The organism is Psychrobacter sp. TWR1-1-1 (assembly GCF_049895865.1).
Classification (GTDB): domain Bacteria; phylum Pseudomonadota; class Gammaproteobacteria; order Pseudomonadales; family Moraxellaceae; genus Psychrobacter; species Psychrobacter immobilis_A.
Map to the genome: position 1 here is coordinate 94414 of NZ_JAFCTE010000004.1, position 26989 is coordinate 121402.

Annotated in this window: 22 protein-coding genes; 16 read left to right on the forward strand and 6 right to left on the reverse strand. The window is 43.1% G+C overall.

Features of this window, described 5'->3' with window-relative positions; genetic code table 11:
• Nucleotides 1–128: 128 nt before the first annotated feature.
• Entirely contained in the window at nucleotides 129–1007 is an 879-nt protein-coding gene (gene folD / locus ACP69U_RS05670) for a bifunctional methylenetetrahydrofolate dehydrogenase/methenyltetrahydrofolate cyclohydrolase FolD (protein ID WP_426138077.1), read from the forward strand.
• Nucleotides 1008–1106: 99 nt separating this feature from the next.
• Nucleotides 1107–1625, forward strand: coding sequence for a phosphate-starvation-inducible protein PsiE (locus ACP69U_RS05675; protein WP_045451736.1), 519 nt, complete (start codon nucleotides 1107–1109; stop codon nucleotides 1623–1625).
• Between the two features lie 82 nt (nucleotides 1626–1707).
• Here the strand turns inward: ACP69U_RS05675 and ACP69U_RS05680 are convergent, their stop codons facing one another.
• Nucleotides 1708–2901, reverse strand: coding sequence for a di-heme oxidoredictase family protein (locus tag ACP69U_RS05680; protein WP_426138078.1), 1194 nt, complete (start codon nucleotides 2899–2901; stop codon nucleotides 1708–1710).
• Between ACP69U_RS05680 and ACP69U_RS05685 the strand changes: the two genes are divergently transcribed.
• Nucleotides 2900–3181, forward strand: coding sequence for a hypothetical protein (locus ACP69U_RS05685; RefSeq protein WP_426138079.1), 282 nt, complete (start codon nucleotides 2900–2902; stop codon nucleotides 3179–3181). The two genes, ACP69U_RS05680 and ACP69U_RS05685, sit on opposite strands and share 2 nt — an antisense overlap.
• A gap of 227 nt (nucleotides 3182–3408) precedes the next feature.
• Here the strand turns inward: ACP69U_RS05685 and ACP69U_RS05690 are convergent, their stop codons facing one another.
• The 3 genes from ACP69U_RS05690 to ACP69U_RS05700 all read right to left on the reverse strand — a co-directional run bounded on the left by ACP69U_RS05690 (nucleotide 3409) and on the right by ACP69U_RS05700 (nucleotide 7087).
• Complete coding sequence (locus ACP69U_RS05690) at nucleotides 3409–5118, reverse strand: chromosome condensation regulator RCC1 (protein ID WP_426138080.1); 1710 nt, start codon at nucleotides 5116–5118, stop codon at nucleotides 3409–3411.
• Between the two features lie 290 nt (nucleotides 5119–5408).
• Nucleotides 5409–6623: a magnesium/cobalt transporter CorA gene (gene corA, locus ACP69U_RS05695; RefSeq protein ID WP_426138081.1), complete on the reverse strand. Its 1215-nt coding sequence runs from the start codon at nucleotides 6621–6623 to the stop codon at nucleotides 5409–5411.
• A gap of 74 nt (nucleotides 6624–6697) precedes the next feature.
• Nucleotides 6698–7087, reverse strand: coding sequence for a DUF2237 family protein (locus ACP69U_RS05700; RefSeq protein WP_426138082.1), 390 nt, complete (start codon nucleotides 7085–7087; stop codon nucleotides 6698–6700).
• Nucleotides 7088–7566: 479 nt separating this feature from the next.
• Between ACP69U_RS05700 and ACP69U_RS05705 the strand changes: the two genes are divergently transcribed.
• The 13 genes from ACP69U_RS05705 (at nucleotide 7567) to ACP69U_RS05765 (ending at nucleotide 24406) form a co-directional block, all read left to right on the forward strand.
• Nucleotides 7567–8874 (forward strand): ATP phosphoribosyltransferase regulatory subunit, encoded by a 1308-nt coding sequence (locus tag ACP69U_RS05705; RefSeq protein ID WP_426138083.1) that lies wholly within the window; start codon nucleotides 7567–7569, stop codon nucleotides 8872–8874.
• A 118-nt stretch (nucleotides 8875–8992) separates the two neighbouring features.
• The gene (locus tag ACP69U_RS05710) at nucleotides 8993–10282 is read left to right on the forward strand and encodes an adenylosuccinate synthase (protein ID WP_045444847.1); all 1290 of its coding nucleotides are present in this window, start codon (nucleotides 8993–8995) and stop codon (nucleotides 10280–10282) included.
• Between the two features lie 321 nt (nucleotides 10283–10603).
• Nucleotides 10604–11020, forward strand: coding sequence for a lysozyme inhibitor LprI family protein (locus tag ACP69U_RS05715; protein ID WP_426138084.1), 417 nt, complete (start codon nucleotides 10604–10606; stop codon nucleotides 11018–11020).
• Nucleotides 11021–11458: 438 nt separating this feature from the next.
• Nucleotides 11459–11890 (forward strand): nucleoside-diphosphate kinase, encoded by a 432-nt coding sequence (gene ndk / locus ACP69U_RS05720; protein WP_055124481.1) that lies wholly within the window; start codon nucleotides 11459–11461, stop codon nucleotides 11888–11890.
• A 419-nt stretch (nucleotides 11891–12309) separates the two neighbouring features.
• On the forward strand, nucleotides 12310–13551 hold the full coding sequence (rlmN, locus tag ACP69U_RS05725) for a 23S rRNA (adenine(2503)-C(2))-methyltransferase RlmN (protein WP_201502915.1): 1242 nt from the start codon (nucleotides 12310–12312) through the stop codon (nucleotides 13549–13551).
• A 216-nt stretch (nucleotides 13552–13767) separates the two neighbouring features.
• On the forward strand, nucleotides 13768–14715 hold the full coding sequence (pilW, locus tag ACP69U_RS05730) for a type IV pilus biogenesis/stability protein PilW (protein WP_426138085.1): 948 nt from the start codon (nucleotides 13768–13770) through the stop codon (nucleotides 14713–14715).
• Nucleotides 14712–15524 carry a helix-turn-helix domain-containing protein gene (locus ACP69U_RS05735; protein ID WP_109591647.1) on the forward strand — a complete coding sequence of 271 codons (813 nt, stop codon included), beginning with the start codon at nucleotides 14712–14714 and terminating at the stop codon, nucleotides 15522–15524. Before pilW ends, ACP69U_RS05735 begins: the two co-directional genes overlap by 4 nt.
• Nucleotides 15525–15657: 133 nt before the next feature.
• On the forward strand, nucleotides 15658–16773 hold the full coding sequence (gene ispG, locus ACP69U_RS05740; RefSeq protein ID WP_426138086.1) for a flavodoxin-dependent (E)-4-hydroxy-3-methylbut-2-enyl-diphosphate synthase: 1116 nt from the start codon (nucleotides 15658–15660) through the stop codon (nucleotides 16771–16773).
• Between the two features lie 64 nt (nucleotides 16774–16837).
• Nucleotides 16838–18127 carry a histidine--tRNA ligase gene (gene hisS, locus ACP69U_RS05745; protein ID WP_198330074.1) on the forward strand — a complete coding sequence of 430 codons (1290 nt, stop codon included), beginning with the start codon at nucleotides 16838–16840 and terminating at the stop codon, nucleotides 18125–18127.
• 55 nt (nucleotides 18128–18182) lie between these two features.
• Nucleotides 18183–18968, forward strand: coding sequence for a YfgM family protein (locus ACP69U_RS05750; RefSeq protein ID WP_426138087.1), 786 nt, complete (start codon nucleotides 18183–18185; stop codon nucleotides 18966–18968).
• A 243-nt stretch (nucleotides 18969–19211) separates the two neighbouring features.
• Nucleotides 19212–20420 (forward strand): outer membrane protein assembly factor BamB, encoded by a 1209-nt coding sequence (bamB, locus tag ACP69U_RS05755; RefSeq protein ID WP_270894605.1) that lies wholly within the window; start codon nucleotides 19212–19214, stop codon nucleotides 20418–20420.
• Between the two features lie 385 nt (nucleotides 20421–20805).
• Nucleotides 20806–22248 (forward strand): ribosome biogenesis GTPase Der, encoded by a 1443-nt coding sequence (gene der / locus ACP69U_RS05760; RefSeq protein WP_055124475.1) that lies wholly within the window; start codon nucleotides 20806–20808, stop codon nucleotides 22246–22248.
• Between the two features lie 220 nt (nucleotides 22249–22468).
• Nucleotides 22469–24406, forward strand: a complete 1938-nt coding sequence (locus ACP69U_RS05765; protein ID WP_426138088.1) for a sensor histidine kinase — start codon at nucleotides 22469–22471, stop codon at nucleotides 24404–24406.
• Between the two features lie 318 nt (nucleotides 24407–24724).
• On the opposite strand, the gene ACP69U_RS05770 is transcribed toward ACP69U_RS05765, so the two are convergent.
• Nucleotides 24725–25891, reverse strand: coding sequence for a D-alanyl-D-alanine carboxypeptidase family protein (locus tag ACP69U_RS05770; RefSeq protein WP_045444873.1), 1167 nt, complete (start codon nucleotides 25889–25891; stop codon nucleotides 24725–24727).
• A 576-nt stretch (nucleotides 25892–26467) separates the two neighbouring features.
• Nucleotides 26468–26905: an MCR_0457 family protein gene (locus tag ACP69U_RS05775; protein WP_045444876.1), complete on the reverse strand. Its 438-nt coding sequence runs from the start codon at nucleotides 26903–26905 to the stop codon at nucleotides 26468–26470.
• Nucleotides 26906–26989: the final 84 nt, after the last annotated feature.

Genomic DNA, 26989 nt, shown 5'->3' on the forward strand with positions numbered 1-26989 from the left:
TAGGATTTTTTAGCTCAGACAGGTACAATATCAGTCTTAATCATACATTGATCAAGCATAAGACAGGCATGCAAATAGTTGCGGGCGCTGTCTTTCTTTTTTTTATCGCACCCTCTATTGGAGTTACTATGTCAACTGCCCAAGGATCTGCTACCGTTTTGGACGGTAAAGCACTTGCTAAACAAATAGAACAGCAACTGAGTACGCGTGTAGACGCTATCAAGAATAAAACAGGACGCACCCCAAGCTTAGCGACGATATTGGTCGGCGACGATCCCGCTTCTGCGACTTATGTACGTATGAAAGGTAATGCTTGTAAACGTGTCGGCATGGATTCTATACGCGTTGAGATGCCAAGTGCGACGACCACTGAAGAGCTGATGACGAAAATAGATGAACTTAATAGCAATCCAGACGTCCATGGTATCTTGCTACAACATCCAGTGCCTGCACATATCGATGAGCGTGCTTGCTTTGAGCAGATTGACTTAGCAAAAGACGTCGATGGTGTGACCTGTCTTGGCTTTGGTCGTATGGCGATGCAGCAGAGCGCTTATGGTTCATGTACCCCGCAAGGCATCATGCACTTATTAGAGCATCATAATATCGAGCTTGCTGGTAAGGAGGCCGTAGTTGTAGGTCGCAGTGCCATCTTGGGTAAACCAATGGCGATGATGCTATTGAATGCCAACTGCACCGTAACGATTTGCCATTCAAGAACACAAGATTTAGAGTCCCATATTAAGCGTGCGGATATCGTGGTTGGGGCAGTGGGCGTGCCTGAACTGATCAAAGCTAATTGGATCAAAGCGGGCGCTGTGGTTATCGATGCAGGCTTTCATCCAACGGATAATGGCGGCGTCGGTGATATTGAGTTGCAAGGTGTTGAAAACATCGCCAGTGCTTATACGCCTGTACCGGGCGGCGTGGGTCCAATGACCATTAATACCCTCATTCGCCAAACCGTTGATGCGGCTGAAAAATCTGCCGGTTTGAATATCGGCTAAAAAGAGAGTCATACGAATACTGATTGCCGATAAATAAGGGGCCTGAGGTAATATATACTCAGGCTAAATCAACCACATCTCAGTTGATAGGACCTAAACATGGCTAAAAAAAACGTAGGTGTTCATGAGCGACTACAAGGTATCGGTAGAGAGTTTGTCGATGTCTGTCATTACGTTATTTTATTTCTAATCAGTGTGGTTGTTGTTTGGACCGCTGGCAAAGAGTTCGTTGGTATTGTTCAAAAAGGCTCAGCGGATTTAAAAGACATATTGATGTTGTTTATTTACCTTGAGCTGCTGGCTATGATAGGTATTTATTTTAAAACACACCGTCTGCCGGTACAGTTTTTAATATTTATCGCGATTACTGCTTTGTCCCGACATTTGGTGGTTGATGTACAGGCGGTCTCAGACTATTTCCATTTATGGCTGCTGGCGACAATTTCTGTGGCCATTATGCTATTGAGCGGTTCTATCGTAGTACTAACTTGGACAGCAAAAACGTTTGGCCGTCCAGAGGACAATCTAGATAAACAGCATGCAAACTTAACGATTAAAGCGCTGTTACCTGATAATGCTCAAGCGCCTGATAGTCATACCAAGCATCGCCGTGAATAACTATTAAATAGCAGCATAAAAAAGGGTTACCACTGGTAGCCCTTTTTTGCCTTCTTAACTCTCACATTTCATTGTTTGAGCGTTAAATGCCCTTTAAGAAGGTCATTAATGTTTGTTTTTGCGTGGCGGATAACTGTGTAAAGCGCGTCTTTGTACTTTCTGCTTCACCACCATGCCAGAGTATCGCTTCAGTCAAGCTGCTGGCACGACCATCATGCAAAAACCGCGCTTCTGGATCACGTGCCACAATGCCAATTCCCCACAATGGCGGTGTACGCCACTCAAAGCTTTCTGCATTTTTCTCTTTCACGCTATCATCTAGTCCAGCGCCCATATCATGCAGTAATAAATCAGTATAAGGATAAATGTTTTGCTGTGATAGGAGCGGGAAGCGATCACTATTGCCTGTTTTTTGCTTGGGTGTGTGACAGCCAGCACAGCCGACTTGCGCAAACAATTGCGCTCCTTTATTAAAATCTGATAAATCGTCTATTCGCCTTTCAGGTACGGCAAGGGCGGTCATAAAATCGGTCACGGCGTCTAGACTGCTGTCTGAGACTTCTGGAGAGCCGCCATTCGCTGCTGTCCAACAAATAGGCTGATTTACCGTACAGTTAGGATCCATAAATACCGAGGTGGTCAAACCCATATCTTGCGACATGGCATTGGCGTTTTGGGTACGTAGATTGGTATTAATGGCTTTCCATCCAAAGCGGCCAATGCGCTGCTGTTTGCCATCTTGTACCCAATGTACGCGTCCACTGATACCGTCTTGATTGTTATCATCAGGGTCAGCTGCCGCAATGATATGCGCTTCAGGAATCAGGTCGAGCAAGCCCATGCCGACCAGCTGCGGTGAGATACGTCCGCTAATCGCTGTATTTCCTAAGGGTTGATTAGGGTCAGTTGGAGTAAAGCTAAACTGTATGCCAGCAGGTTTATCATTTTGACTGGGCATTGCTGCGTAGCGCATGCTCCCTTCGGGATTGATACTTGTGGCAATACTTTGATGCTGCATTTGTTCACCGTAATAAGCATGTGGCAGGCCTTGCTTATTACCCAATCGGAATAAAATCGCATCACTCAGCTGACCATTGGCTGCATAAATGGGTTTGCGACCTTCAGCGCTATGGCATTGGGTACAGGCATTGGCATTTAACAGTGGCCCTACACCATCGAACAGTACGCGACCCTCATTTGCTGGTGTCCACTCGGTGATAAATAACTCACGTCCAGGTGATACCCCGCCTAAAGCGCTGCTCGGTAGATTGGGCATGATTTGCAAAAAAGGCTGTGATCCATTGGCGGCAATCGTGGCACTGCCACCTGCTGGCTGCCAGTTGGTATCGATTTCTGGAGTGTCAGGAGTAGTGGGTGGGTTGGGTGCGTTAGTATTGCCATCATTACTGGAATTATTTGAATCATCTGAGCCACCACAAGCAGTGAGCAGCAGCGCGATACTTACACTGAGTAGTGTGTTACGTATGATGGGAAGTGATGTATACAGTGAAGAATTTGATATGGTTGACGAGTTTGATCGTAAAAACATGGGCTGACCTGAAATGGCTAGAATATAAGGGGTTAGAGTATATCTTCATTGTCAGCCTATTTAGAGGGCTGTCGATTTAATTGAGGATATCCTGAGGATTGTGCGATAAGCTACCGAGCATTAGTTAGGCGTATTGACTCAAACAAGCAGCATAAACGAGGCTGCTTGTTTGAGAATTTTATGATAGGAAATTCAACCAACTATGCACTGTTCGCTTCGTCATACTTAAAACACTTATAGCTGACTAGGTAAAGCAACTGGGATAGGGTTGTTATACATCCAAATATGAGTGGTGTCTTTGTTGCCGAGTGAGCCTTCAAAACTCCAGCCCCACGTAAATAAATGACCAGTTTTCAGCGCATTATTATCTTGGTCAAACGATTTTTCATGAGCAATCAGATGCATAGCACCCATGGCCATATTATCGATATTCTTGAGATTCGGCAGCTTATTGGTTGGTTCATCTAGGTCGTTGTAAATGGTCTTGCCTGCGCCATTTGTCTCCCCAAACATGCCCCATGCATAGAGAATACCATCCGTTGTTGATGAGCCATTATTAGTGGCGACATTGTCCAGTAACGCATAGCTGGCATTGCCATTGGCATAGACGCGGCGAACTTCTTTATCTGTAAACCAAGGCAGTTTGGTCGGTGAGGTAATGACATCTGCCCATGCCTTTTCGCTGCCATTAAATGTCTCACCATTGTAGCCCAATTGACTAGTGGCATTTAACCCCCAACCATACACTGCGTCTTTATTGGTCAATGCTAAGATATGGTCTTTGCCAGCCGTCAATTGGGTCACTTTTTCTACATCTATAGCGGGTTGGTCGTCAGCTTTTTGAGTGGCGTCATCTGTCTTAGCAGTAATGGCGTTATTAATCGTTTCATTAATGACATGAATACGTACAGGGGTTGCATTGACGTTGATACAGTTGGTTGTAGTGTTACAGACTTTACCTTTGCCAAGGTTGGCGTAAGCATCGCTGCCCCAACCCCAAACCTGACCTTTGTCATCTAAGGCATAAGAGCTATTGCCACTAACAACCACCTGCACGATATGTCCTGCCTCTGTGGCTGCTGTAAAGTCAACTTTGACAGGGGTGCTGCTATCGGTGCTGGTATTATTACCAAGCTGACCGTGTCCATTGGCACCAAAGGCCCAAACCGTACCCTCTTCGGTCAATACCAAGTTATGGCTATAGCCGGGTGCGACCATGACGGCATTTTCGATACCTTCGATCGCGCTGATATCCAAACGACAGTCTGCAGTTTTGCTACAGTCATTACGACCTCCGTCACCGCGACCCAGCTGCCCGTATTTGTCTTCGCCCCAACTATAAACTTGACCATTTTGAGCAATAGCGAGTGAATGATTTTGATTAAAGCCAATAGATATCAGGTCTTTTGGTGCGCTGTTCATCAGCATCGGCGTGTCTGGATGTCCCATAATATCGCTGATTTTTGTGGTCAGACCGAGTCCTGTCTGACCATAATTGTTGCGACCCCAACCATATAGCTGACCATCACGCAGGGTAGCGGTATGCGAACCACCTGCCGCTATGGTATCGCCTACGTAGATGGTTTTGGTTGAGCGCATGATATTACCAGCATTGTCTGTGGCTTCTAAGACAATGGTATTGCTACCTAGCGTTAATAAAATACGATCATCAAAATAACCATCAGCATCTAGCGTTAGCGCTTGGGCTAATTCGTTATTATGCATATAAGTCAATGATTTGACGCCGCTGCTATCTTGTACTTGTCCTGAGACAAATACCGCTGCAACCGCGCTATAGCCATCAGTAAAGTTGCTATCAGTGGTTAGTAGTGGCGGTGTCCCATCTATGATAGCAGTGGCTGTGTCGGAATCACTGCCACAAGCAGTAAGAATCAAGGCTGCGGTAACGACCGCGACAGCTTGAGTAAGACGGGATAAACGCATAAAAACCTCGATAGATGCAAATTGACAATATGTCAGTATGCCAGCCGTAAAATAACAAAACCGTCCCATACAAATCCGACGGTTGTAGGATTTGTGATATTGACTGAGTCAATCGTACATGGTGGCGTTGGAATAATAGAAATGGCGGCAAGAGTTTAGCAATAATAAATGTGAATAGTATTACAAATAAGAATTATTATCAATAATAAAGTGGAAAAACAGCACCATGAAGGATGCTGTTTTAAAAGCTGAACGCTGACTATCAATGAAACATCAACTATAAATTTTAGTTATAACCATTTAAGTCTTTTAAAATTGTAATATAAATAGCCACATAATGATCCAATGATGAGCATGATGACAAAGTAGGAATATTGCCAATGCAGCTCGGGCATAAAATCAAAGTTCATCCCATAGATACCTGCAATGGCCGTCGGTACAGCTAAAATACCTGCCCAAGCAGCAAGCTTACGCACCACCTCGTTCTGTCCCATATTAACCATGGCCATATAGGTATTCATGACCACACTCAGCATCTCATTCAGACCATTAATGGCGTCTAATGAGTGTAGCAAATGGTCATTGACGTCGCGAAAGTAGGGCTTAGCGGCCTGAGAAAACCCAGAGACCATCTCGCTTTTTTTATGATTGATAAAAAAACTACAGATATCCTGTACTGGTAAAATAATCGCCCGCATATGTACGAGTTGCGATTTGAGCTCATAAAGGTTCTTTAATGTACCTTTATCAAACTCATAGGTAAACACGTAACGTTCTTGCTCACGCAAATAGCGACCTAAACGATCGGTAATCGGCATATAATTATCCACGATAAAATCGAGAATAGCATGCAGTACAAATATCGGCCCCATACGCAGCTTTTCAGGGCGACGATGACAATGCTCACGGACAGGTGCGTAGGAGTTTGATGGACCATTACGGATGGTAATCAGGTAGTTTTTGCCCATAAATATCGCGGTGGTGCCATAGCGAATGACATTGTCCTCAAGCTTAGCGGTACGCAATACCACAAACACCATATCATTGTCGTAGTTCTCGACTTTGGCACGCTGGTGATCGGCAAATGCATCCTCAATCGCCAATTCATGTAGCCCAAAGGCTTCTTTGACTTTGACCATGGTTTCTAGGCTTGGATCATAGAGACCAAGCCAAATAAACTGACCATTATTATTTAAGGCACGACTAACATCGTTTAGCCCTAATTTATCGAGATTTTCACCGGTCTTACGTGAATAAGCATAGCAATTGACGACTTCATCGGCACTGGAAGAGTCAATATCCTCATAGCGTTCAGAGTCAGGATCGTAGACCGTCATGGTCTCGATGGTGTCCTCAGTGGTGGTATCAGCATCACCATAGATATAGCTGTCGTCATTGTCTAGATAGAGATGTTCATCATTCATATCGGCGTAAATACGATTGATATTAGAGTCAGGTGCAATACGCGCGGTTTTTTTGATCAACTGGTCGTTATTGTTTTCCATACACCCTCCCTTTATAAAGTAAAAAACGTGTCACAATCAGCACTTATAATGATTGTTGTTAATAATGATCGTTATTAAAGGGCGTAACTTTTCAAAGTATCAATATCGACCAAGCTCAATAAGCTTTCGTGGCAAGCTTCTAGTTTGATTTTCGGGGCAATATCAAAGTCCAAAGCTTCAACCCAGCGTAACGCACAAATGCACCAATAGTCACCAGGCTTGAGGCCAGAAAATCCATACTCAGGTAGCGGCGTAATCAAATCATTGCCGCGACTGGCAGAAAAGTTCAAAAACTCGCTGGTCATCTTGGCGCATACGGTGTGCTGACCAACGTCATGGTTGCCAGTATGACAAAAGCCGTTGCGGTAATAACCGGTAATAGGGTCAAAGCAGCAGCTGGCAAGTGCCGTACCTAAGACATTGGCTTGATTGTTGGCAGGGTTTGGGTGGTAATCAGATGACATAAGGCTTCCGAGATAAAAATATGGCTTAGTGTACCATGAGTCGGTATCGAAGGCGTCGTTCTCACTTTGCTCATTATTTTCTTTATGATATAAAATAATGGGAATCATTTTTGAGTCAACGATTACTTATATAGTCTAGAGATAACCTTCATAGATTAAGTGCTGATAAGACGTAATTAGATAGTAATTGTGGCTAATTGTCACTAGGCGAACCTTGGCTGCTATGCTAAACTAAAGCATAAAGTGCCTTGATTATTTAACGCCGTTTATTAGCGCATAAAGATACTCGTCTTATCATTCTAAATTATACTTATTACTCACCCTTTTGCGGCTACCTAGTTTGTTTATAAATAATTGGGTCAATGATGTTGCGCGTTAAAAATAAAAATGCATGGCGTCAATGCAATTGTAAATATAACCTTTAAGTACCGCATCAGTACCGCGTTTTTGGTAAGCGATACGCCAAACAAGGATTTATTGTGTCTGTCAGTTCTGATTCTGCAAAACCTGCCCAGTTAAATACGACTAATAAAGCGGCGGCTCAGCCTGCTGAAAACACTGCTACCTCTACTAGCATGCCATATTTAAACAACCTTGCCAGCGACGTTGCCAATAGCTGGTTGTTGCCTGATGGGGTGGTGGATGTGCTGTTCGAAGATGCGCGTAAGCAAGAAGTGCTTAGGTATCAGCTGACTCAGCAACTTATTGGTCATGGTTATCAGTTGGTCAATCCACCAATGATTGAATTTACTGAGTCATTGTTGAGTGGCGCCTCAGAAGATTTAAAGCGTCAAACTTTCAAGATTATCGATCAGCTAACAGGTCGCTTGATGGGTCTGCGTGCGGATATTACCCCGCAGATTTTGCGTATTGATGCGCATTGGGGCGGCACAGGTATTGCACGTTATTGCTATGCAGGTGATGTGATTCATACCTTGCCATCAGGGCTATTTGGCTCACGTACGCCTTTGCAGCTCGGCGCTGAAATATTTGGCTGTGCCTCAATTGCCGCAGATATTGAGCTGATAGATGTGTTGTTTGGCATGATAAATAAGCTAAATATGAGTGCGACGCTGCATATAGACTTGGGTCATGTGGCGATATTCAAACGCTTGGCTGAGTTGGCAGTGTTGTCTGATAATGACACTGAGCAACTCATGCATTTATATGCCAATAAAAATCTACCAGAGCTAAAGCGTGTCTGCCAGTTATTGTCAATGGGTGATGATTTTTATGCATTGGCACGTTTTGGCCATGATATTACCAATCTATTGGCGAGATTGTCAGAGACTGCACAGCAGGACACGCAAGTCGCGACTGCTATCAATGAATTACAACGTCTAAAAACACATCTACAAGACCAGTGGCAATGCCCTGTGAGTATCGATGTGACGGAATTATCAGGCTATCATTATCACACGGGTATTGTGTTCAACGGCTATATCAATAGTGAGACGCAACCTCTGGTACGTGGCGGTCGTTTCGATGGTATGCAAAGCGGTAATCAGTTAGCAATCAATCAGCCACGTGAAGCCACGGGCTTTAGTATGGATGTCAGTCGTTTGCTTGCACACACGCAGCTTGAGGCGCCCATTATCGTATTGGTCGACTATGAAGCATTGAGCAGTGCGAACCAAGAACAGAGACAGATACTGCTACAGCAGGTTGAGAGTTTACGTGAGCAAGGCTATCGCGTCACCATGCCATTGAATGCAGAAGATCGTCCCTCTGATATGACGCATCGTTTGAGCTTTAGAGATAATCATTGGCAGTTACAGAGTATTTAAGCATTAATTTAATTAGTATTACCATTTTTTAACGTCTTTAAAATCAAGATAACGAGAGTTATCACAGGTTTTAAAACGTTATTGCACACACCTCAATACATAAAGGTAAGGATTGATCATGGGTAAGAATGTCGTAGTTTTGGGTAGCCAATGGGGCGATGAAGGTAAAGGTAAAATCGTCGATTTACTAACCGAAAAAGCTTCAGCAGTTGCACGTTTTCAAGGCGGACATAACGCTGGTCACACGTTAGTTGTCGATGGCAAAACCACCATCCTACATTTAATCCCATCAGGTATTTTACGTGAAGGCGTTACCTGCTTCATCGGTAACGGCGTGGTGTTAGCACCTGACGCATTATTGAAAGAGATGAAAGAGCTAGAAGACAACAACGTACCAGTACGTGAGCGTCTGCGTATCTCTCCAAACTGCCCACTTATCATGCCGTATCATGTGGCACTTGACCAAGCACGCGAAGCCAAACGCGGTACTGGCAAAATCGGTACGACAGGTCGTGGTATTGGTCCTGCTTACGAAGATAAAGTAGCCCGCCGTGCCATCAAGCTTGCTGACTTGTTCCGTGATGATTTAGAAGAAAAACTCCGCAACTTAATCGAATATCATAATTTCCAACTGACTCAATATTATAAAGTTGAAGCGATTGATTTTGATGAGACACTTAAGCTTTGCCAAGAGTGGAAAGAAGAGATTAAAGGCATGGTTACTGATGTGACCGAAGACCTTAATCAATTGCGTCTGGCTGGTAAGAACCTGATGTTTGAAGGTGCGCAAGGTACATTGCTTGATATCGACCATGGTACTTATCCGTTTGTTACTAGCTCAAGCGTAACCGCTGGTGGCGTATCGACTGGTACAGGTATCGGTCCATTGTACTTAGATTACGTACTTGGTATCACTAAAGCTTATACTACCCGTGTCGGTAGTGGTCCATTCCCAACTGAACTATTTGATGATGTTGGTGCGCATTTGGCTAAAGTCGGTCATGAATTTGGTGCGACTACTGGTCGTGCGCGTCGCTGTGGTTGGTTCGATGCGGAAGCATTACGCCGTGCCGTGGTACTGAACTCTATGTCAGGTATCTGCTTAACTAAGCTTGACGTATTAGATGGTCTTGAAGAGCTACTAATTGGTGTGGGTTATAACTTGCCTGAGACTGAATGTGCAGGTGCACATGATGCTGAATTCTATGAGTCAGTCACGCCTAAGTATGAGACCATGCAAGGGTGGAGTGAGTCAACCGTTGGTATCACTAACTATGATGAACTTCCAGAAAATGCGAAAAAATATATCAAACGTATCGAAGCGTTGATTGGTTGCCCAGTTGATATTATCTCAACCGGTCCAGACCGCGAAGAGACGATTGTATTACGCGACCCGTATGATGCTTAGTTTTTACTGTAAAGTTGCTTAAATCGCTTTTAGTATTAATAAAAAATCCCAGTGCTGAGCATTGGGATTTTTTTTATGAGTATTACCTTATGAGTAAATTCTCATCATTTTTTATTATGTGAACTGTCATTAATGGCAAATGATAAAAAGTGTTAATCACTATTAATCTCTAACGATAAAAAATCAAGATATCTGGCGATTGCATAACCTGTGATAAGAAAAATAGTATAAAGAGGGAAATTGCTAACATTATTCTGGTTTAATTGGTATATTATGTCATAAATGAATGTAATTTTATCAATATATAAAAAGGAAAACGTGATGAAAGCGACTATTATCAAGCACTCTATAGGCAAAACAGCTTTAGCGCTGCTAACGTCTGCGGCTTTTATGTTTCCTATGCTGTCATGGGGCGCGCAAAACTGTGATAAACCCAACAATGATTTTGATGGTTTATATTGCTTAACGAAAGTATATTTAGAAGCGGATAAAGAGCTGAATAGTTCTTATGCAAAATTGGCTAAGCAGTTAAATAGCCAGCAAAAATCCAAACTCAAACGTGGACAACTGGCGTGGATACGCGAGCGTAATGACCAATGTAGTTATAATAATGATGAAGGATTTTTTGTCAATATGGGTTGTGCGACTCGGGTGACAACTGAGCGAGTGAACTTCTTAAATGATCGTGTGCGTGAATGTAGCGCTGGCAGTTGCCGCGACAGCCGCTTAGGCGAGTAGTTGTTTTTTAGTATTGCTTGAAAGCAGTGACCTTCATAGCTGCGTATTAATAAAATCCCTTAGCATTATATGCTGAGGGATTTTTGTTGGTAACACTTACATAGAGTTTCCGCCAAGTTGGTTTTATGCCCATCAATGACAAAGATAGTTAGCGATGAGATACATAGGGCAAGAATCTGCTATTGATGAATGCTCACTTTGTCTTAAGATAAGCTATGGTAATAAATTTACTTTTATGCAAGATGCGGTCATAAATTAACCCTATCATTTATAGCGCTAATCATTATAATAGGCAGCAATCCTGTGTTGGCGCTCATATTATCACATTGATAGACCATGAGTTATTTAAATATGCCTAAGTCAACATTGCGGCCAAAGATAAAACAAAGTATTTACCATCTCATTTTTATCGAATTCATTATTTATTAGGAGCTTTTCATGGCTAACGAACGTACTTTATCTATCATCAAACCTGACGCAGTAGCTGGCAACAACATCGGCGCTATCTACGATCGCTTTGAAAAATCAGGTCTAAAAATTGTTGCTGCTAAAATGATGCAACTTGATGATAAAAAAGCGGGCGGTTTTTACGCTGAGCACGCTGAGCGTCCATTCTACAACGATCTAGTGTCATTTATGACTTCAGGCCCAGTATTGGTATCTGTATTAGAAGGCGAAAATGCGATCGCTAAGCATCGCGATATCATGGGCGCTACTAACCCAAAAGACGCCGCTGAAGGCACTATCCGTGCTGACTTCGCTAGTAGCATCGATGAAAACGCCGTTCATGGTTCAGATTCAGCTGAATCAGCAGCACGTGAAATCAGCTACTTCTTCAATGAAGAAGAAGTGTGTGCACGTACGCGTTAATATAGTAAACCAAATATAGTCTGTTACGGTGTCAGACTCGCTTAATGTACTCAATGTACAATTGGCGCTTGTCTTCCTTGTACCAGCTCTATATTTGATTCACTATGCACTAATAGCTTATAAAATTGACTATAAATTATTAGTGTGGCAAGACGGCTTATATCTTTTGGTATAAGCCGTTTTAGCTATTATAATAGTCTGACTATGTGTTGAAATTTTAGTGTTGAAATTTTAACTTTTCTCCCTCATTATTGGTTTTATATAGCGTTATCAATCCTTTATCAGCATATTACTTTTAGCTTTTGGTAAAAAATGCGCTCATAACGGATTGCTCATGCACTCATATATTGAGTACGTCTGCAACACCCATCTCAACAATTGTATCGCTCATACCAGTAGATACAAAAAGGTTATTTATTATGTCAACTGCTCAAACTCCTATTCAAACTGACGTCCAACAAGTCCCTGCTAAGACTACTAAGAGTATAAAATTAGTAGACGAGGCGCAGGCGAAAACCAATCTACTAGGTATGACACAAGCGCAGCTGGCGGAATACTTTAAGAGTATTGGCGAAAAGCCGTTTCGCTCGACGCAAGTCATCAAGTGGATATATCAGCAGGGTGTCACTGATTTTGAGCAAATGACCAATCTGAGTAAATCTTTGCGTGATAAATTATCAGCCAATGCCTGCGTCATTCCGCCAAAAGTGATTCATCGTCAATACAGCGATGACGGCACGCGTAAATGGGTCTTTGAAGTCACGGGTGGCTCGTTGGTTGAGACGGTACTGATTCCCGCAGATGATAGTAAATTAAACGGTCGTAAAACCTTGTGTGTCTCTTCGCAAGTGGGCTGTGCGCTCGACTGTAGCTTTTGTAGTACGGGTAAGCAGGGCTTTGAGCGCGATTTGACGGCGGCTGAGATTCTTGGACAATTATGGGTGGCAAATGCCTCTTATATGACCGATGAAAATGATAGTTTAGAAAATGTTGACCATAGTTTGTGGGAAAACAACGTCACCAACGTGGTGATGATGGGCATGGGCGAGCCGTTATTAAACTATCGTCCCGTTGTCAGCTCGATGGAATTGATGCTCAGTGACCATGCTTATGGTTTATCAAAACGCCGCGTTACTTTGTCGACTTCAGGCGTCGTTCCAAAAATGTACGAGTTGGCACAGGAGCTTGACGTGGCTTTAGCGATTTCATTACACGCGCCAAATGATGAGTTGCGTAATGAGCTAGTACCAATTAATAAAAAATATCCATTAGAGCAGCTCATGGCGGCAGCGAGAAATTACGTTTTTGAAGTCAATCCGCGCCACAAAAAACACGTGACTATTGAATATGTGATGCTAGATGGTGTCAATGATAGTAATGAGCATGCTGAGCAATTGGTCGCATTATTGGGCGATTTACCGAGTAAGATTAACTTGATACCATTTAACCCGTTCCCTCATGCAAATTATGATAAGTCGAGTAATAATCGTATTCATGCCTTTAGCAACATATTAAGTGAAGCAGGTTTTGTTTGTACCATACGTCAAACTCGTGGTGATGATATTGATGCGGCATGTGGTCAATTGGTTGGGCAAGTTGCTGATAGAACGCGTCGTTCAGCCGCGTGGCAGCAAAGCATCAAGGATCGTGAAAGTGTTTAGTATGATGGTCATATAAATGGTGAATAGACATTTTCGATGTATCATCGTATTTGTCTTTTATCTGTCGCAATGGTAATAAAAATGTAGCAATAACGATTAGTTTGGATGTGCACAGCAATTAATGACAACTAAATTGTACTTATGCGGGCTAAATCTATTAAACTGATGCCTCGAGGATCGAACGCATTGAATCACAGTTTTATGATGGCGGCTATGATGACTTCTAGAAATTCTTGTCAGTTCAATTATCAGAAAATATTTTCTCAGGCTTATAAGCGATTGAGTACAGCGAATGGACAAGTGGCTATTGACCCAATAGCGATGTCGAAGCGTACGGTATTAGTGACGGCGTTGGTAGGGCTGCTGCTCACTGGTTGTCAAAGCACGCCGACCAATGATTTGACAAACATCGCGGCTTATCAAACGTCTACGCGACCCAATGACAATCGTAACTTAGATCAACAAGAAATTGCTCGCGTGCGCACTTCACTTGCCGCGCAATATATCCGCAAAAATGAGCTTGATACCGCTCAACGCCAACTCGAAAAAGCCTTTGCTGCCGATAGCCGTTACGCGCCAGCCTATGATATGATGGGCGTTTTGCTGCAGCAAGAGGGCAGTCGACTCAATCTCGAAAAAGCCGATCAGTATTTTAAAAAAGCGATCACGCTTGATAAAGATTTTGAGCAAGCCCACAATAACTATGGCGTTTATTTGTCACAAATGAAGCGCTATCGTGAGGCGGCAGAGCAGTTTGAGATTGCGGGTTCAGCATTAGGTTACGAAGGTCGTATTGGTGCGCTAGAGAATCTAGGGCGCACTTACTTACAGCTAGGGGATCGCAGTGCGGCTGCTAAAGCATTTTTACGGGCACTTGATGGCAATCGTAATAGTATTATTGCCCATATCGAGTTGGTCGACTTATTGCTTGAGCAGCAACGTGTTCCACAGGCTCAACGGCTTTATGATGAAACGTTGATACTGGTGCAAGGGCAGGGCATTAGCCCGCGCTTGCTATTACAAGGTATCAAATTGGCCGCTGCACAAAATAACATAACGACGCGCCAGCAATTGGCACAGCAGCTTTTATCTGCTTATCCTTTAAGTGATGAAGCAAAACAACTTAAGACTTGGCTTAACAATCCAGAGGCACCATGGAAATGACCACCCCATCATTAAACACTCAATCTAACGCTCAGGGATCATTTGGTGCCGTGTTGCAGCAAGCCCGTAAAAATAAGCAAATCAGCTTAGACGAGGTAGCTGCCGAGTTATTTATTTTAAAGCGTCATTTGCAAGCGCTTGAAAATGAAAATTTTTCGGAGATGCCGCAAGCTGCTTTTGCCCGTGGGTTTGCCATCAATTATGCTAAGTTTTTGGGTTTAGATCCTGTAAAAATAGCGACCAGCTTTGATGCCGCTTATCCTACGGAGCTGAAAGCAAAATCAGTGAATAACACGGATACGCCACTGCGTCCAATGGGCACGTTGCAACGTGATACGCACAATCGAATTCGTTTTAACCCACTACTGATCATCGCCGTTATTGGTGTCATTATTTTAGCGATTTTCTTATTTCGCATGGTGAGTAATGCAAGTAAAGAGAATACCGAGCAGCCAGTATCGACGGTCGAAGACGTCTCAGCGATAGAGCAAGCGCAAGGGGCGGCAATCAATACTGATGAGATGGGCGTTGGTGCCTCTGGCTCTGCTCTAAACTTGGGCGGCGATGCAAGTCCAGCGTCTTTAGATGTCAAACTGACGGATACCGCCGTCGTGAGTATTACTGATGCTTCTGGTAGTAGTCTAATGAGTGGCTCGCAGACATCTGGGGATTATAAACTGTCAGGTACGCCGCCGTTTAATGTACAAATTGATAATGTCGATAATGTCAGCATAATGCTTAACCAAGAAGCGGTTGCTCTAAATACTTATGCAACGGATAAGCAAGCCAATTTTGAGTTAGCGCCTTAACTTTTTGAGCGGCTAATTTTGAATGCTAGTCTTATCGACTGCTGTACAAGATTTATTTTTAAAATTTGCTATCTCCAAGCTATTATAAGTATATTTTTTCTGCGTTTTTTCGCTTTAACTGAAGGGTTTGTCTATGTCAACGTCAGCGCCTATTAACCGTCGCCTTACCAAAAAAATATATGTCGGTGATGTCGCGATTGGTGGTGATGCGCCGATTAGTGTGCAGAGTATGACCAATACAGATACTTGCGATGTGGCAGCAACTGTCGCTCAAATCGAACGCTGCGTTGAAGCTGGTGCGGATTTGATGCGGGTGTCGACGCCAACGATGGATACGGTCAAAGCTTTTGGCGAAATTCATAAGCTGGTCAGTGTGCCTTTGATTGCAGATGTGCATTTCGACCACAAGATTGCGTTAGCAGTTGCTGAAGCAGGGGCTGACTGTCTGCGTATTAATCCAGGTAACATCGGTAGCGATGCCAAAGTACGTGAAGTGGTCGCCTGTGCCAAATATTACAACATCCCTATTCGTATCGGTGTCAATGCAGGCTCGCTCGAAAAAGACATTCAGCGCAAATATACCGAGCCAACTGGCGAGGCGATGCTTGAATCAGCCATGCGCCATATCGATATATTAGATCGTCTAAATTTTGATCAATATAAAGTATCGGTTAAAGCCAGTAATGTGTTTTTGACCTTGGATGCGTATCGCCTGATTTCTGCCCAGATTGATAACCCGCTGCATTTAGGCGTCACCGAGGCGGGCGTTTATCGTACGGGCGCGGTTAAATCTGCGATTGCACTTGGCGGTTTATTATTAGATGGCATCGGTGATACCATTCGTATCTCACTGGCGGCAGAGCCTGAAGAAGAAATTAAAATCGGCTTTGATATTTTAAAATCGCTAAATATACGTTCTAATGGTGTCAACTTTATTGCGTGCCCAAGCTGCTCGCGCCAAGAGTTTGATGTGATTCGAGTTATGACGGCTTTAGAGTCGCGCTTAGAAGACATTCGTGAACCAATGAATCTGTCTGTGATCGGCTGTAAAGTAAATGGTCCTGGTGAAGCGAAAGAGGCCGATATTGGCATTGTTGGTGCCGCACCAAGATCCTTGGTATATCGTATGGGTGAAAAAAGCCATCTTATCGATACCGACAATTTGGTCGATGAAATAGAAGGTATGGTACGCGCACATGCCGAAGATTTGGCTAAAAAACGCGAGAATGAGATTATCCGCGTAAAATAAAACACTATTATGAGCAAAAAATAAAAGAGACACTTGTTAAAATTTTTAAGGATACGACCGTACCATGATTAAAGCTATCAAAGGGTTTAATGATATTTTGCCTGATCAGTCCGCAAAATGGCTGCATTTAGAAGCGATATTGGCTGAAGTACTGGGCAGATACGGCTTTGAGCATATTCGCTTGCCAATCGTTGAGCAAACCGATTTGTTTGCGCGTGCTATTGGCGGTGCGACTGATATTGTCGAAAAAGAGATGTATAGCTTTAACGATAAATCTGATCCACCAACGCCGTTGGCTCTACGCCCCGAAGGTACAGCAGGTGCAGTACGTGCTGTGATTGAGCACAACTTGCTGCGCGGTGATACGCCTAAATTATGGTATATCGGTCCAATGTTTCGCTATGAGCGTCCACAAAAAGGTCGTTATCGTCAGTTTCATCAAATAGGTGTTGAAAGCTTTGGTAGTGCCTTACCAGACGCTGACGCTGAGCTGATCGCCATGACCCGTTTGATGTGGCAAGAGCTGGGTCTAAAAGATGAGATGCGTTTAGAGCTAAACAGTCTGGGCGAAATTGATGAGCGTCATGCTTATCGCGAAGCATTGGTTGCTTATTTAACCGATAAAAAAGATCAGCTGGATGAAGACAGCAAGCGCCGCTTGACCACCAATCCGCTACGTATTTTAGATAGCAAAGAAGCAAGTACCCAAGCTCTATTGGTAGACGCGCCTAAGCTTGCTGACTTTTTAGGTGAAGAAAGCGTGGCGCATTTTGAGCAAGTACAAGCCTATTTAACAGAGCTGGGTATTAATTTTGAGATCAATCCACACTTAGTACGCGGTCTTGATTATTATAACAAAACGGTTTTTGAGTGGGTGACCGACAAGCTTGGTAGCCAAGCGACTGTTTGTGCAGGCGGCCGTTATGATGGTTTGATTGGGCAACTAAAATCCATCGGTACTGATGGCAATAAGCCAGTAAAATCTGAGCCTGCTGTTGGATTTGCCATGGGGCTTGAGCGTTTATTACTGTTAATGGAAGCGGTTGCGCCAATTGCTGATGTTCCCGCTTGTGATGTCTTTGTGGTTGCCCATCCAGAGGTTTATAGTGCTGGTATTGGCTATGCTCAACGTCTACGCTATAGTCGCCCAGACATTCGGGTGAAAATGGCGAGTGCGACGAGCCTAAAAGCGCAAATGAAGAAAGCCGATAAGTCAGGTGCTGCATTGACCGTTATTATTGCGCAGCAAGAGCTGGATGATAATACCCTCAGCGTTAAAGACATGCAGACGGGCGAACAACAGACGGTTGCGACAGATTGGCTGTCGAGCAAAGAAAATTTTATCCGTCAGTAATCGATTGCGGTTTTAGTATTAGCAATTTCATAACACTTTTATCAGGTAAACATATATGGCTCTGACACCCAATTCGCCGAATGCAGACAATTCAATGCAAGCGTTAAAGCAGTATGGCAGCTATATTGTCACTGCGATTTTGTTGGCACTGGCCGCTTATTTTGGTTGGACATATTGGCAGGACAACCATGCGCGCGTAGACACCGTTGCAGCAGATCATTATGCAGACATTCAGCGGTTGAATGAAGAAGTCAGTTTGGCCTCACAAAACCCTGATTTGGAAGCAGAAGCACAGGCAGCACTTGCCCAAAGTCGCACCCAGCTAAACAAAGATATTGATGCGCTAGTCAGCGAGCATGGTGAGTCGGTTTACGCTTGGCAGGCACTGATGATTAAAGCGCGTCAGCAAGTAGATAATAATGAATTTACCGAAGCAAGTGAAACCCTCAAAAAAGCATTGGCCATTGATTTAGGTGATGCAGGCTTACAGGCAATTACTCGTTTGCGCTATGCGACAACGTTACTAGCGGCAGGCGATGCGGATGCTGCATTAGCAGAAGCCAACAATGATATGCCAAGCTCATTTGAAGCCAGCCAACAAGAGTTGTTAGGGGATATTTATTTGGCACAAGATAATAAAGACTCAGCGATCAAGTCTTATAATAATGCTTGGGAGTTGTTACGCAACCGTCAAGAGACGCGTGCAGTATTGGCATTAAAGATGGAGAGTCTGGGCATCGTACCTGAGCCTATCGACGAACCAGTCAGTCTGATTCAAGAGTCAAGTAGTGCTGCACAGCCCTTAGTGGAAGAAAATGCTGCTGCCGAGGTTGCGCAATAATTGTACAGTGACAAGCGCTGTTAACCAATAATAGCGTTTGCGTTCTACCTAATGCCTGATAATTGCTAGTCAATAGCGCGTATCTATAACCGTTCTACAAGCTAAGTGGTGCAGTAAAACAATAGCGTCGCATAGACCACTAGCACTCATTGAATGTGCTTGGTGAGTACTAATCGTCGATCTTACATTTACTGATAACCAATTTACTAATTAATAATAATTTATTTGTAGTGAGAACTCATAATGACTCAATCTATTCGCTCTAGCAAGATATCAAAAGCTAAAACTATCAAATCGACGGTGATGCATGTGGCAGTATTGGCAGTGATGGGCACTGCAGTGATTGGGTGTAATCGCGGTATTAAACCCGTCGTCAATGATCCAGTCAAGCTGGTACAGATTGCTGAGCCTATCAGTGTGTTGCAACCGGTTTTTAGCACAGATATTGGCAATAAAAAAGCCAGTAAGAAAGATCCATTAGACTTGCAAGTAGGTTATGTCAATGGCCAAATCGTCACTGCATCGCGCGGTGGGGACTTGACCGGCTTTAACAGTGCAGGCGAACGTTTATGGTCGATCAACGTTGGCGATCAAATCACGGGCGGTGTTGCTTTAGATGCTTTAAGCCAAACAGCGATTATTAGCACACGCGGCGGTCAAGTGATGGCATTTGATAGTGTGACTGGCGCAAAACGCTGGCAGAAGCAGTTATCAGGATCAGTATTGACACCCGCTTTAATTACCAATAACCGTGTCATTCTATCAGCGAACGATGGCTTTTTACATGGCTTGTCACTACAGACAGGTCAGTCTGTCTGGCAGTTTGCCACACAAGTGCCAGCCATCAGTGTGCGCGGTAGTGCGGCGCCAACGTTATTAGATAGCAAAACGGCATTATTGGCGACTGCTGATGGTCGTTTACATGCGGTGACGACTGATAGTGGTTTACCGCAGTGGTCAAGACGTGTTGGCGTTGGTACTGGTAGTAGTGAAGTTGAGCGCATGAGTGATGTCGATGGTACGCCGATCGTCGATAAAAACCAGCTATTTGCCATCAGTTATAGTGGTCAGTTATTAGGTATTGATTTGGCTTCGCGTCAAGTCATGTTTGTCAACGAGCTTGCCAGCTTAAAGTCACTTGCTGTAAATAACCAGCAAGTGATTGGTACCAGCTTAGAGGGCAAAGTGGTTGCCTATAATCGCAGTAATGGTGAGGTTCTTTGGGAAAGTGAAGAGCTGGCTTATCGTCATTTAACCAATCCTGTAATGATTGGCAATTATATTGCCGTGGGTGATTTTGACGGCATGGTACACTTATTTGATCCAGCTAGCGGTAAAATCGTTAGCCGTGTACAAACTAAGGGCGCTTTGAGTAGCTTGCAAGTACAAGGCAGCCGCTTGATGACACAGAGCACATCAGGACAGGTTGCTATTTGGCAATTAGCCCGCTAAGCTTTTTATCGGTTAATGCTTACTTAGATAGTATGTTGGATATTATCGTTAAGCCAACGGGTTGATTGCAATTTTAGAGAACACCAACGCTGCTTCGTCAGCGTTTAGTGCCTTGTGTAAATTGCTTGTTTAAATACAGGCTTTCGCGTACTCTATGCGACCGATGCGCCGTAGGTGTTATCCATATATATATATTATTTATTTATCATTTAGTCATCCTATGTACCACTTACTAATTGTAAAATAGCTGACTATTATTTTTACTATTGTTTTATCATTCATTTTAATTTGCGGTCAAGAGCAGCTTATTCACGACTACTGTTATATCACTGGTTATAAGAATAACTGTACTGCCCGCCATTGTGCCTTTCACTGAGAGTAACCCATGAGTATCAAGCCTGTGGTCGCCTTAATTGGTCGTCCAAACGTCGGTAAATCTACCTTATTTAATCAGTTCACAAAAAGTCGGCAGGCATTGGTTGCTGATTTGTCAGGACTGACTCGTGACCGTCAGTACGGTGATGCTACCTATGAAGACAAATCTTTTATCGTTGTAGACACTGGTGGTATTGGTGAGGCGGATGATGGTAGCGGCAATATTGATGACTATATGTCTGAGCAATCGCATACAGCGATTCATGAAGCGGACATCATCGTATTTGTGGTAGATGCTCGTGCTGGTATGATCGGCGCAGATGCGGAGATTGGTAAGTTTTTGCACACACTTGGCAAACCAGTCTATGTGGTTGCCAATAAAGTCGATGGTGCTCACGACGCTGCACCTGCCGAGTTTTATGCATTAGGATTGGGTGAGCCATATCCGATGGCGGCAAGTCATGGTCGCGGTGTCGGTAATTTGCTTGAAATATTGACGGCTGATATGCCTGAGCAAGAGAATGTCGTAGAGCCAAAAGGTTTGAAGTTAGCGATCATAGGTCGTCCAAACGTTGGTAAATCTACGCTAGTCAATCGTCTATTGGGTGAAGACCGAGTAGTGGTTTTTGATATGCCCGGTACCACGCGTGACAGTATTTATATTCCTTATACACGCGAAGGTAAAGACTACGTCTTAATCGATACTGCTGGTGTGCGCCGCCGCGGCAGAATTGATGAAAAAGTAGAGAAGTTCTCGGTCATTAAAACCCTGCAAGCAATCGAAGATTCTAACGTCACCGTTATTGTTATTGATGCGCATGAAGGTATCGTTGATCAAGACTTGCATATGATTGGCTATGCGCTTGATGCGGGTCGTGCTCTAGTTGTTGCGATTAATAAGTGGGATGGTCTGACTGCTGATCAGAAAAATTATATCAAGATTGAGATGGATCGCCGCTTTAACTTTATCCCTTATGTAAAAGTACATCTAATCTCAGCACTACATGGTACGGGTGTGGGTAATCTATACCCGTCTATCTTGCGTGCTTATAAATCTTCGATGTTTGAAGTGTCAACCAATCGTTTGACTCAGATTCTGCAAGATGCGGTGACAGCCAATCCACCACCAACGGTTGCTGGTCGCCGTATTAAACTGCGCTTCGCTCACATCGGTGGTCACAATCCGCCCGTGATTGTCATTCATGGTAACCAAACCAGCGCGCTACCTAAGAGCTATCAGCGTTATCTGGAGAACCAATTCCGTCAAGTATTTAAGCTCGAAGGCACGCCGCTCAATGTTGTCCTTAAACAAAATGACAACCCATATGCCAACAAGAGCGATACGCCAACCAAAGCGAAGACGCAACAGTTGCGCCAACGCGAGCGTAATCGGGCACAAAAATTTACTACCAAAGATAAGCAGAAATTCACCAATAAAGATAAAAAGCGTTAATTTAGCAAAATGATGACGGTCTTTATATTGTTGTAGTAAATAAAGACTATTGGATTCTATTGTTCATGCTTCTCTGTAATGTGCCATATCATGATGATTATATCGGTCATCATGATATATTAATACGTTGTTAAGTTTTATTAACATGTGATATTTCCCTCACTACTCCTACAAAATACCTGTACTATAATCAAAAGTTTTCTTAACTCAGTTAAGTAATATGAACAACCGTCCCTCTCAAACCATCTCTACGCTTATTTGGCGTTCTGTCGTACAAGCCATTATTTTGGCTGTGTTGGCAGGCTTCTTGATGTCTATCGTTTATGGTTTGTTATACCACTATAAAGAGAAGCGTCAGCATATCCAGCAATTGGCTACCATGTTGACCACCAGCGCATCGACAGCCGATGGTGCTGATATCGTGGCTGAGCAAGTGAGATTCTTGTTAGAAAGTGAACCCAGCATTAGAAGTATTTTATTTTATTCAACACCCAAACCTATTGATGAAGTTAATCAATCCAGAGATGATTGGAAGAATGCTTTATTTGCAGATACTGTCAGCTTCAATTATCCCGTTACCAGTGACGATATCGGTGATGATAGCGCGCTAGATACGTTAAACAGCAGTCAGCAATCGTCCACGACTTTATCAAATGGTGAGCAAGAATCGTCAGCGTCTAGTGAGGCCAATAAAAATAGCGCGTTAGTTGGATATATTGATCTCACTTTAGATGTGAACACCCTGCGTTCACATTGGTTTCGAAGCAATATATTGCTATGGCTTATTACCACGATATTGACGGTACTTTGGGTATTGTACATTCTGCGCAAACTCAAATGGCCAATCAGAGATATTGAAGCTTTGAAAGAAGTCTGTCACATCGTTGTGAAAAACCCAGAGCTTGAGCAGTTACCAGTGATTCCACAGCTTTTTGAATTTCAGGAACTGGTGCAAATCAAGCAAACTTTGGCTGTATTGTTTGATCGTTTACAGAAAGTCCAACAAGATTATGAGGCGCTTGCTATTTTTGAGCAGCAATTACACAACAAAGACGTATCCCTCGATGTGCAGCTGCATAACTTTCAAAGCATGATCACCCATGAGCTGAAAACTTCGCTAAACGCTATCGTAGGCGGTTTACAGCTGTTAGATTACGATACCCTCAATAGAGAACAAAAAGATGCGGTTGAAATTATCAGTGACGGTAGTGATAAATTGGTGTCGTCGCTTGATCATATTATTCAATTGAATCAAATACAAAAAGGTCAGATGAGTATTAATTGTATTGCGTTCAATCCACTGCAGTTGATCGCCGATCTGTTGGCAGAATATGAGCCTATTGCTCGGCAAAAAAGGCTAGAGTTGATTAGCCGTATTCATCATATAGACTATGGTCTGGAAGGGGATGCGGAAAAAATAAAACAAATATTATCGATATTACTGAGTAATGCGATTAAGTTTACTCCAGCGGGGCAGGTGACTATTACGTCGCAATTGACCCATTTTGATAAAAGCAATCGCTGGCAAATCAGTGTGAAAGACACAGGTATTGGTATCGATAGCACTCATATCGATGATATTTTTAATCCGTTTTTCCAAGTGGATTCATCACAAACTCGCCAATATGAAGGCTCAGGTGTTGGTTTGCCAGTCGTCAAGCAAATGGCTCAGCTGATGGGCGCTACTATAGAAGTAGATAGCACGTTAGGGTCAGGCACCCAATTCATGCTGACCATATCGATGACCAATAAACAGCAGTCTCGGCAGCAGCATTTATTGGCTGGATTGACTATTATTTACTATTATTATCATGAAGTCGGGTTTTTAGCGAAGGAGCTAGAGCGTTTAGGCGCGACGGTCATTTATCGTCAGCATGAAACACTGGTTATAGAGGAGATGAGTATAAGACAGGTGAATATGGTGATGTTTGCGGAAGATATCTTTCCAAGTAAAGCTGAGTCGTTAGCCAAGCGTATTCGTCAATTTGAAAGTGAACATCGGGCTTTATTGGTATATTGGTATCCACCACATCGAGCGAAGCAGTTAGATAGCTTTGAGCATGGTTTGAAAGCAGCTGGCGTCGATTACTGTTATAGCGCCACTTATAAAGATAAAGCATTAAGCGACTTGCTTAAGCGCTGGTTGGTATGGACGTAAGAGGACTAAAGGATTTGTCACGCTTACTGTACTAACCTCGTTTAATGTACTCGATTGCCTTTCATTTACTCATTTACTGTAAATAGTTTCGAACATCGTATTTTCGACAAGAGTGCTTGCTTTTAATCTGAAAAATATGATGAACGAGGGCAAACCTGCTAAGTCTAGTAAATCAGTGTTTATCACAGTTTTATGATGACACTACTTAATGGCAATAATAAAATCTGTGCGGTGAATGAAGACATAAAAAAGACGCCCCGTTTTGAGGCGTCTTTTTTGTCAGTAATGTTCTTGAAAAATAGCTTTTACTAATATTCTCTAAAACAGATTTTGTGCCCAACGTACGACACGCTGCCAAGTGCGGCTCATAAAGCCTGACTGCTCGATATCACTGGTCGCTATAATAGGCACTGAAGCCACCGCTTTACCATCAATAACCGCCATCATTTTGCCAATTTCTTGACCTTTTTTGATGGGTGCTTCTAAGCTCTCAGGAATATCTACCACAGTCGTGATTTTATTTTTTTGCGTTTTGCTGGTTAGAATTTGTAAGTTATCCGCAGTGACTAGCTCGACTTCATCAGCTTCACCGAACCAGACCGGAACTTTGCTGACGAATTGTCCGGCAGGTGCTTTGGTGACAGTAGTGAAGTGGCCAAAGCCCCAGTTGAGCAGCTCACGTGATTGATCGGCACGTGCTTGCTGGCTCTCTGTTCCCATAATCACAGAAATCAAGCGCATGCCATCACGATTGCTTGAAGCCGCTAAGCAATAGCCTGCGGCATCAGTGTGGCCAGTTTTTAAACCATCAACGGTAGGGTCAGTTGCAAGCAGAGCATTACGGTTACCTTGAGTAATACCGTTATAGGTGAACTCTTTTTCTGCATAAATACCATAATAGTCGCCGCTATTCTTGATAATAGCACGTGACAATTTGGCCAAATCTAGTGCTGATGCCTCATGCCCTTCGTCAGGCATACCAGTAGAGTTGACGAAATGGGTATTTTTCATACCAAGCTTTTCTGCTTGCTCATTCATCAAGATAGCAAATGAGGCTTCGCTACCAGCGATATGCTCAGCCATAGCTTTTGAGGCATCGTTACCTGATTGAATAATAATACCGCGTAGCATGTCGATAACACTCGCAGATTTATTTACCGGCACATACATGCAAGACTGGCTGCTACTACCACGACACCAAGCATTTGGACTCATTATGACTTGGTCATCTTCTTTGAGGTCGCCTGATGCTAAGCGCTGCTCAATGATGTAACTGGTCATCATTTTTGTCAAAGACGCTGGCGGTAGCGACTCATTGGCGTTCTTTTGTGCCAAAATCTCACCAGTATTATAATCCATCAATACATAGGCGGTATTATCCATCTCAGGCGGCTGGATGGCTGCGTTTGCCATCACTGCACTCATAGAGATACTCACACCGACTACCAGCTGCACCAGCTGATTTTTTACACGCTTTACTGTCATATATCGTTACACCGCATCATGAAACCAAATGTATCTACCGCTTGTACCTTGCACTAAATCTTATGCATCATTTTAAGTAGCCTGTCTTAAACATTCTGTTTAAAAACAATGTATTAATAAGAGTGGTGATGGCTGAGCGACAGACATAAAATTAACGCCTTATCTTAGCAAAATGCCAACCGATGGGGAATCGATAAATGCAAAAAAAGACCCGATTAAAAAGAAAGAGTAGTAAGAAGTAAACGTTTGCTCAGACTAATACTGCCACAGTGCCTTGAATAGAAATAATTCGACTGTCATAAAAAAGCTTACGGTCATCCTGTTGGTATAAACAGAATTACCGTAAGCTTTTTTGTTACTTACAAGCCTGATGAACAAGCTTATAAGGTGTCGCTAAATAGCCCATATTCAACGTTCCAAAACAGATAATGCCATGATTTATTGTCATTAATTATAGCTGACTTTATCAATTTAGAATCAATACTGGGGCATAGTTATTGTAGGGGAGACGATAGGATGTATGATAAGTAAGCCAATTATAATGTTGTAATTGTTGAGCTTAGTTATGATATTCCACTACTGGTATTCAGCATTCGCCAAATCTTCGCATAGAGCTTTGTTGTCTTGTTTAGAGAAGCCCATTGTCCAGCTACGAATGCCTTGTAATATCTGGCGATAATCTTGCTGAGTGGATAGATATTGAATCGCTGCTTTTGGATCTTCTAAAGACGGCATCAACTCGTGAAGCTGCACGTTATAAGATTTATAAAAGCGCTGTTTTTGTTTGCCATTGAGCATCGGTGGACATATCTCTGATAGCACTTGCATGACCGCAATTTCATGTTTGGTAACATTGATGCCAGACATATCTAGAGGTATGGTTGTAGCAGAATTATTCGCCGCAAAGGATGCTTGAGACAACATGGCAACAGACGTTACCAGTCCTGCAAGACTAATTTTGGACGCCGTCTTTGCTATCACAGAAGCTATAGATAATATCGATTGATTTTTCATGCAGTATTACACTCGCTTATCTTTAATTAATGGTGATATGTTAATGGGTAAAAAAACAAAAGTCACATAAAATATTGATTTATG